Annotated in this window: 9 protein-coding genes and 1 pseudogene; 3 read left to right on the top strand and 7 right to left on the bottom strand. The window is 64.7% G+C overall.

Translation table 11 applies throughout. The features are described from left to right. Nucleotides 1–295, top strand: a 295-nt coding sequence (locus tag VN004_RS19470) for an FAD-binding oxidoreductase (protein ID WP_325613652.1), incomplete at its 5' end; no start/stop codon positions are given. Here the strand turns inward: VN004_RS19470 and VN004_RS19465 are convergent. Next, the gene (locus tag VN004_RS19465; RefSeq protein WP_325613649.1) at nucleotides 292–564 is read right to left on the bottom strand and encodes a KTSC domain-containing protein; all 273 of its coding nucleotides are present in this window, start codon (nucleotides 562–564) and stop codon (nucleotides 292–294) included. The genes VN004_RS19470 and VN004_RS19465 overlap by 4 nt on opposite strands. Before the next feature lie 93 nt (nucleotides 565–657). Beyond that, nucleotides 658–1,674 carry a P1 family peptidase gene (locus VN004_RS19460; protein WP_325613647.1) on the bottom strand — a complete coding sequence of 339 codons (1,017 nt, stop codon included), beginning with the start codon at nucleotides 1,672–1,674 and terminating at the stop codon, nucleotides 658–660. A 180-nt stretch (nucleotides 1,675–1,854) separates the two neighbouring features. Here VN004_RS19460 and VN004_RS19455 point away from each other — a divergent pair, with 180 nt between their 5' ends. Together VN004_RS19455 and VN004_RS19450 are read left to right on the top strand one after the other, a co-directional pair. Continuing rightward, nucleotides 1,855–2,586, top strand: a complete 732-nt coding sequence (locus VN004_RS19455; protein WP_325613645.1) for a cytochrome c biogenesis CcdA family protein — start codon at nucleotides 1,855–1,857, stop codon at nucleotides 2,584–2,586. Nucleotides 2,587–2,643: 57 nt separating this feature from the next. Continuing rightward, entirely contained in the window at nucleotides 2,644–3,066 is a 423-nt protein-coding gene (locus VN004_RS19450; RefSeq protein WP_325613643.1) for a hypothetical protein, read from the top strand. Nucleotides 3,067–3,374: 308 nt separating this feature from the next. Here the strand turns inward: VN004_RS19450 and VN004_RS19445 are convergent, their stop codons facing one another. The 5 genes and pseudogenes from VN004_RS19445 to VN004_RS19425 form a co-directional block, all read right to left on the bottom strand. Beyond that, nucleotides 3,375–4,505 carry an ATP-dependent DNA helicase gene (locus tag VN004_RS19445; RefSeq protein WP_325613641.1) on the bottom strand — a complete coding sequence of 377 codons (1,131 nt, stop codon included), beginning with the start codon at nucleotides 4,503–4,505 and terminating at the stop codon, nucleotides 3,375–3,377. A 225-nt stretch (nucleotides 4,506–4,730) separates the two neighbouring features. Next, nucleotides 4,731–5,888 carry a branched-chain amino acid ABC transporter substrate-binding protein gene (locus VN004_RS19440; RefSeq protein WP_325613639.1) on the bottom strand — a complete coding sequence of 386 codons (1,158 nt, stop codon included), beginning with the start codon at nucleotides 5,886–5,888 and terminating at the stop codon, nucleotides 4,731–4,733. A 107-nt stretch (nucleotides 5,889–5,995) separates the two neighbouring features. Continuing rightward, nucleotides 5,996–6,376, bottom strand: a complete 381-nt coding sequence (locus VN004_RS19435) for a DUF6867 family protein (protein ID WP_325613654.1) — start codon at nucleotides 6,374–6,376, stop codon at nucleotides 5,996–5,998. A gap of 11 nt (nucleotides 6,377–6,387) precedes the next feature. Next, the gene (locus VN004_RS19430; RefSeq protein WP_325613635.1) at nucleotides 6,388–7,137 is read right to left on the bottom strand and encodes an ABC transporter ATP-binding protein; all 750 of its coding nucleotides are present in this window, start codon (nucleotides 7,135–7,137) and stop codon (nucleotides 6,388–6,390) included. Between the two features lie 219 nt (nucleotides 7,138–7,356). After that, nucleotides 7,357–7,599, bottom strand: a pseudogene (locus VN004_RS19425) (ABC transporter ATP-binding protein); the annotation flags it as partial.

The following is a 7,599-nucleotide window of genomic DNA, read 5'->3' as shown; positions in this document are numbered from 1 at the left end:
TGCACCGCCGACGCCGGTTCAGTTCGGCCGCCTGATGAACAAGGCGCAGATGCTGTTTCCGCTCGGCGAACCGGTCGAAGCCGAGCCCTGGATGGGACGGCGCCCGTGCTTCCCGGATTCGATGCCGGTGATCGGCCCTGCGCCGGGCCATGACGGACTCTGGCTCGACTTCGGCCATGCGCATTGGGGCCTGACGCTGGGCCCGGTCACCGGGCGTCTCCTTGCCGAGATGATGACCGGCGAGACGCCGTTCACCGATCCGACGCCGTATCGCGCGGAGCGCTTCCTCGCCTAGTGCCGTGTTGCCGGCGCCGGCGGCGCAAGCTCGTGGAACTGAAAGCGGCCGCGGATTGCAATGCTGAAGAAGGCCGCGCGCGAGGGCGACGCCATGAACGCGTCGTAAAGCGATTGCGGCACGTCGCTATAGGCGAAACGTCGCCCGGAGCTGAAGGTGATCTGCATTTCCTTGCGCTCCGGGATATAGACGGCGTCCCTGATGCCGACCGGCTCGGTCTTCTGTCCTCGCAGGAAGCCGGGCAGTGCAGGGCGCGTTTTCGCTGTCATGACCATCTTACCCGCAATCATCTTGCAGCGTGCCCAACCGCAGCGATAGCGGCCCGTTCACTGCAACTTCGGGGATGGTTTATGTCTCGGATTTTACGCGAACTTGTCGCGCCAGAACTTGTCGCGCCGGAACTTGTCGCGCCATGACGGAAGGGCGCCCGGAAATGGCAGGGCGGTCGCCTCGTAAACGCCGCGGGCAATCGCGCGCGCCAGCACATTCGCGGCCGTCGCGCCAAGTTCGGTGAGGGCAAAGTGAGGATCGGGCAGCGGCTTTAGTCCGGTCGCGGCGGCGAACACGATGTCGCCGTCGAGCGGGGTGTGGACCGGGTAGATCGCGCGCGCACAGCCGGTCTGCGCCATCACCGCGATCCGGTGGCATTGCGCCTTGGTGAGGATCGCGTCGGTTGCGACCAGCGCGATCGTCGTCGACTCCCGCGGGCCGCCCTTGGTGTGCACCGCCAGCGCCTCGGGCCCGATCGCCTGCGGCCAGCCGAGCCCGCCGAACTCGCCGTTCTGCTCGAAGGGCGCTGCCCAGAAATGCGGCCCGTCGCCGATGGTCACGCGGCCGACCGCGTTGACGATCACGATTGCGCCGACCGTGATGCCGCCGGTGGTCGTTGCCGAGGCCGAGCCGATGCCGCCTTTCAGGCCCGCGGTCGTCGCGCCAAGGCCGCCGCCCGCGCTGCCCAGCGCGAAGTCCAATCCTGCCGCATCGGCCGCGAGATAGCCGAGGTCGCGATAGGGTGAGTAGCGGCCCCATTGCTTGTCGCCGCCTGCAAGCAGGTCGAACACGATGGCGCCCGGCACGATCGGGACCCGCGCGGTCCCGACCGCATAGCCGCGGCCGCGTTCATGCAGCCAGGCTTGCGCGCCCGACGTCGCGTCGAGGCCGAAGGCCGAGCCGCCCGACAGCATGATCGCGTCGACGCGCTCCACGGTCGAATGCGCGGCGAGCAGCTCGGTCTCGCGTGAACCGGGTCCGCCGCCGCGCAGATCCACGGAGGCGACGGCCGGCCGGTCGAAGATGATCGCGGTCGAGCCGGAGCCAAGCTTTGCGTCCTCGGCATGTCCGACCTTCAGCCCTTCGACATCGGTGATCAGGTTGCGCACGCTGCCTCCGCCAATGATCCTCGGACCTGCCCGCGGGACCAATTTCTTCGAAAGGATGGATCGCCCGGTCAAGCCCGGCGATGACCCGACAATGGCAAATCCATCGTCCCCGGTCACATCCCGGCGAGGCGGCGGCCGGGATGCTTGCACGCGGGCGCAGCGCCATGCACAACCGCTTCCATGCCGGACGTGTCCATTCTTGCCGCGTTGTTTGCAGGGCTGATCAGCTTTCTTTCGCCCTGCGTATTGCCGCTGGTTCCACCCTACCTCGTCTATCTCGCGGGAACCTCACTGGAGCGGCTGGCCGATGCCGAGCCGGAACCGCAGGTTCGGCGCGAAACCGTGGTTGCCGCGTGTCTGTTCGTGGCCGGGTTTTCAACCGTCTTCATCGCGCTCGGAGCGAGCGCCACCCTGATCGGCAGCGTGCTGCGCGCCTATTCGGATGTGCTCGCCACAATCGCGGGTGTCGTGATCATCGTCATGGGCCTGCATTTCCTCGGTCTCACGCGGCTCGATTTCCTGCTGCGCGAGAAACGGCTCGGCATGGCCAAGCCGGTCGGCTTGTGGGGCGCCTATGTGATGGGCCTCGCCTTCGCGTTCGGCTGGACGCCATGCATCGGCCCGATCCTCGCCGCGATCCTCGCGGTCGCGGCCTCCGAAGGCACCGTGGCGAAAGGAGCGGGACTGCTTGCCGTCTATTCGCTGGGGCTCGGGATCCCGTTCGTGCTCGCGGCTTTCGCAGCCGAGCCGTTTGCAGCGTTCCTGTCGCGGTTTCGCGCTCACATGCAGAAGGTCGAAATGGCGATGGGCGGGCTCCTCGTGCTGACCGGGATCATGTTTCTCACCGGCACCATCACGACCATGAGCTTCTGGCTGCTGGAAGCCTTTCCGGCGCTCGGCCGCATCGGTTGAACGCGCCGAGCGGTGAGAGGCCGAACCGTCTGCGCGACGACCCGAACCTCTCGTCTTATGCCGCCAGCGCCGAAGCGCGACCTTCCTGCCGGCCTGCTGGAAGGCTCCGCTGACCCTTTACATCGCGTGCGCGTTCCCGACACCGCGCGGCTGCGGCGCAAGCCCGCTCAACCTCGCGCTTGCGCCGCGTTGCATCGCCTAGCGGTGGTGATGGTGGCGATGCCAGCCATGATGACGGTGCCAGTGATGGCCACGCCAGTGATGATGGTGGTGACGGTGCCAATGACGATGGCGCCAGCCATGATGATGATGACGGTGGCCGACTTGCGTCACCAGCGAGGGAGCGCCTTCCGCCGCGCCCTGTGCAAGCGGAACCGCGTTTGCTTGAGTCGCTCCGGCCGTGAGCGCCAGCGCAAACAGGATGGGGATTGCTTTGAGCATTTTGTTTTTCTCCACATGTCTTCACGTTTCTGCGGCTGAAGCGAATGTTTCAGTCCGACGTGACACACGAGAGAGCATCGCGGACTCTGTGACATTGTTTGGACAAACCAAACGAACGCGCGATCGCTTGCGCGTGCACGCGTCTGAACGCTTGTAAATCGAGGACGATGCATTTCCTGCGAATTCAGCGCGTCGGGAAAAAATCGTCACACGTGCGACGCACGAAAGCTGACTGCACATACAGACAAGCGCGCGCGATGCGTCAACACGTCACGCGTTTTGTTAAAGAACTGCAATGATCGAAGCGGGGCGGCGCGTTCGCCGCTACAGCCGAAAGCCGATGAGTGTCAGCTCACGACTATCGTCAGTTTCTTCGCCGCGCGGGTGATGCCGGTATAGAGCCAGCGCGCCCGGCTGTCGGGGAAGGCGAAGCTCTCGTCGAACAGCACGACGTCGTCCCATTGCGAGCCTTGCGACTTGTGCACGGTGAGGACGTAGCCGTAGTCGAATTCGTCGTATTTCTTTCGCTGGGTCCAGTCGTAATCCTCGATCCCGCCGAGAAAGCATTCGCGCCGCACCGAGACCTTGACGCCCTTCACGCCGAGAGCTGCGCCCGAAACATCGGCTTCCGGGGTAATGCGCATCGTGATGATGCTGCCGGATTTGCCCGCGGCCCGTTCCTTCACGGTCCAGAGACCGCCGTTGAAGAGGGCTTTCTTGCGGTTGTTGCGCAGGCACACGAGCTTGTCGCCGGCAACGGGAAGCCCTTCCTCGCGGCCGAGGCGTTCGCGCAGCCTCGTATTGTAGGCGCGCCGGGTGGTGTTGCGCCCGACCAGGATCTGGTCGGTTTCGATGACCCGGTCGGGATCGAAATCGCTGCGCCGCACGACCTCGCTGTCGCCGTAGCGGCCGGGTTCGAGCCGTTCGCCCTCGCGCACCGCCATTGAGAGCCGGACGATCGGATCGTCCTGCGCCTGGCGATGCACTTCGGTGAGCATCGCGTCCGGTTCGGCCTCGGTGAAGAAGCCGGCGCCCTGGATCGGCGGAAGCTGCGCCGGATCGCCGAGCACCAGCACCGGAATGCCGAAGGAGAGGAGATCTCGGCCAAGCTCGGCATCGACCATGGAGCATTCGTCGATGACGATCAGCTTGGCCTTGGAAGCGGGCGCCTCGTCCCACAATTCGAAGCTCGGGGTTTCGTCGCCGCTCTCGCGGGTCTTGTAGATCAGCGAATGGATGGTCGAGGCGCCGCCGCAGCCCTTGGCCCGCATGACGAGGGCGGCCTTCCCGGTGAAGGCGGCGTAGGACACCTTGCCATCGACGCTTTCGGCGAGATGGCGCGCGAGCGTGGTCTTGCCGGTGCCGGCATAGCCGAACAGGCGAAAGACCTGCGGTGTGCCGCGGCTGCCGGGCTTGGCCTTCAGCCACGCGGAGACGGCCTTGAGCGCGGCATCCTGCTGCGGGGAGAAATCGGGCATGGGGGAGGGGTGTAGAGTGATTTGCGCCTGGAATGAAGCGCGCAGGTGCTCATGCGCGATCCGCATCCCGCAAAGCGGGCTACCGGATTCCGTTACGCGCTGGGTCTCCCCGCTTCGCGGGGGCGAACGGGAAAGAAAAAGGCCCGCGCTTTTGGCGCGGGCCGCTTGGTTCTTTTCGCTTCGGGGCGGCTCATCCTAGAGCGGTATGGCCACGCCCGTGCGGGCTCAATCCTCGAAATAGCTGATCTTGCCGTCCGGACCCTTTTTCCACGTGTACAGCACGTAACGGTCCTTCTTCTTGCCGTCGACCAGATAGCCGTCGTTGGAGACGTCGCCCTTCTTGTCGAAGGAGAGCGAGCCCAGCACGGTCTTGAACGGCTTGCCGGAGGAGATCACCGCCGCGACCTTCTTGGGATCGAGGGACTTCGCCTGTTCGGCCGCTTCCTTGATGATCTGCAGGGCGGCGTAGCTGTAGAGCGTATAGGCCTGCGGCTCGAAGCCCTTTTTGCGGAAGACCTCGACGATCTGCTTGTTTTCCGGATTGGTGCGCGGATCCGGCGAGAAGGTCATCAGCGTGCCTTCGGCGCCGGGGCCGGCAATGGTGGCGAATTCGTCGTCGGTGATGCCGTCGCCGCCCATCAGCGGTGCCTTCACGCCCTGGTCGCGCATCTGGCGCACGATCAGGCCGCCGGTGTCATGCAGGCCGCCCCAATAGACGAGATCGACATTGGCCGCCTTGAGCTTGGAGACGAGCGCGGTGAAGTCCTTGTCGTCCTTGTTGATGCCTTCGTAGAGGACTTCCTTCACGCCGCCCTTGTTCATGGCCTTCTTGGTCTCGTCCGCGAGACCCTGACCATAGGTGGTCTTGTCGTGCACGACGGCGACGCGCTTGCCCTTGAACTTCTGCGCGATGATGTTGCCGGCGACGCCGCCTTGCTGATCGTCTCGGCCGCAGACGCGGAACATGTTCCACATCTTGCGCTCGGTGATCTTCGGGTTGGTGGCGGCGGGCGTGATCACGAGGATGCCGTTCTCCTGATAGACTTCGGAGGCGGGCATCGTGACGCCGGAGTTGAAGTGTCCGATCACGAACTTCACGCCGTCGGCCACGAACTTGTTGGCGACCGAGACACCTTCCTTCGGGTCGCCGCGGTCGTCGCCGACGAACAACTGGATCTTCTGGCCGTTGATGCCGCCGGCGGCGTTGATATCCGCCACAGCCTGCTCGACGCCGTTCTTGAGCTGCGCGCCGAACGCGGCGCTGCCGCCGGTCAGCGGCCCGGCGACGCCGATCTTGATCTGTGCCTGAGCCGAATTCGAGATTGGGCCCGACAGCGCAACGGCGAGACCAGCTGCGGCGCCGAGCGCGGTAATCCGTTTCATTTCGAAACTCCCTGGTGAAAGACGACTAGCCAAGCCAAGGCGGGTTGGTGTCAGCCGGAATCGCCGGCCCGCCGGATGCCGGATTTAACGACAAAGCGGAACAAAGGTCAGCCGGATTTCGGGGCTGCGGCGTTTGGCGCGGGCCTTTTTTTTGCCCAGTTGATCAACCCGGCGCGCCGGTAGAGCCATCCATATTGCTCGGCCATCTGGGCGGCGCGGGTGGCGCGATAGCCCCACAGTCCGAACAGCACGCAGAATGCGGCATCGACCAGGTAGTAGTGCAGGGAGAGGAGGTGCCCGCCGAACAGCGCCATGTGGAAGAAGCGCACCGCGCCTCCCAAAACGAACATATAGACGAAGACCTGCCACCACGGCCGCCAGGTCAACGCGATCGCCCGGCCGGAAAGGAACGCCGCGCCGCCGCCAAGGATGATCGTGACGAGGACAAAGACGAGGAACGAATCCTCTTCGTAGAAAAGATGGCCGATCGTGTTCAGCATCATCCGGCCTCCCGGCGGCCGCCCTCGAGATAGGCAGCGCGGATTTCCGGCCGCTGCAGCAGGTCGCGGCCGGTGCCCGACATGGTGATCGCGCCATTGACCATCACGTAACCGCGGTGGGCGAGGCGCAAGGCGTGGAAGGCATTCTGCTCGACGAGGAGCACGGTCAGTCCGGTCCGTTTGTTCAGATCGGCGATGATATCGAAAATCTGTTTCACGATCAGCGGCGCAAGTCCGAGCGAGGGCTCGTCGAGAAGAAGCAGCCGCGGCCGCGACATCAAAGCGCGCGCAATGGCGAGCATCTGCTGCTCGCCGCCGGACAGCGTGCCGCCGCGCTGGTTGATGCGTTCCTTGATCCGCGGGAACAGCGTGAAGACGCGCTGCAGATCTTCCTCGAAATGCTTGCTGCCGATCACGGCCGCGCCCATCTGCAGGTTTTCCATCACCGTCATGCGCGAGAAGATGCGCCGGCCCTCGGGCGACTGCGCGATGTCGAGGCGCGCGATCTCATGCGTCGGCAGATGCGTGATGTCGCGGCCCTCGAAAATGATCTGGCCGGAGGCGGCGCGCGGATTGCCGAAGATGGTCATCATCAGCGTCGACTTGCCCGCGCCATTGGCGCCGATCAGGGTCACGATCTCGCCGGGATGAACCTCAAGGTCGACCTCGCGAAGCGCGACGATGTTGCCGTACATCGTGGTGACGCCACGCACGGCGAGGAGGGGAGTGGGGGAGCTGGGATTTGTCATGACGCGCTGCCCTCTTCACCTTTCGCTGAAAGGGGAGGGTCGGCGCGCAAAGCGCGACGGGGAGCCGGTTGCGACATTTGACCGGTGGTCACGGCAGCAACCTCCGCTCGTCCCCGCGAAATCGTGGACCCGGAGCCGCAAGACAGGTCGCAACCTGAGCACCAGACCGGGTTCCCGCTTGCGCGGAAACGAACGGCACATGCGGCTCGGCAACAGCAATCACAGCCCGACCTCCGATGCGACCGCTTCCATTTCCTCCTGCTCGACGCCGAGATAGGCGGCGATGACGTTCGGATCGTTCTTCACCTCCTCGCAGGTGCCGTCGGAAATCTTCTCGCCGTAATCCAGAACGACCACGTGGTCGGAAATCTGCATCACCACCGACATGTCGTGTTCGATCAGCAGCACCGCGGTCTTGTGGCGGTCGCGGATCGAGATCAGGAGCTCTGCCAATTCGGCGCT

The organism is Pseudorhodoplanes sp. (assembly GCF_035565855.1).
Classification (GTDB): Bacteria; Pseudomonadota; Alphaproteobacteria; order Rhizobiales; family Xanthobacteraceae; genus Pseudorhodoplanes.
This window is presented reverse-complemented; position numbering and strand designations above follow the sequence as displayed.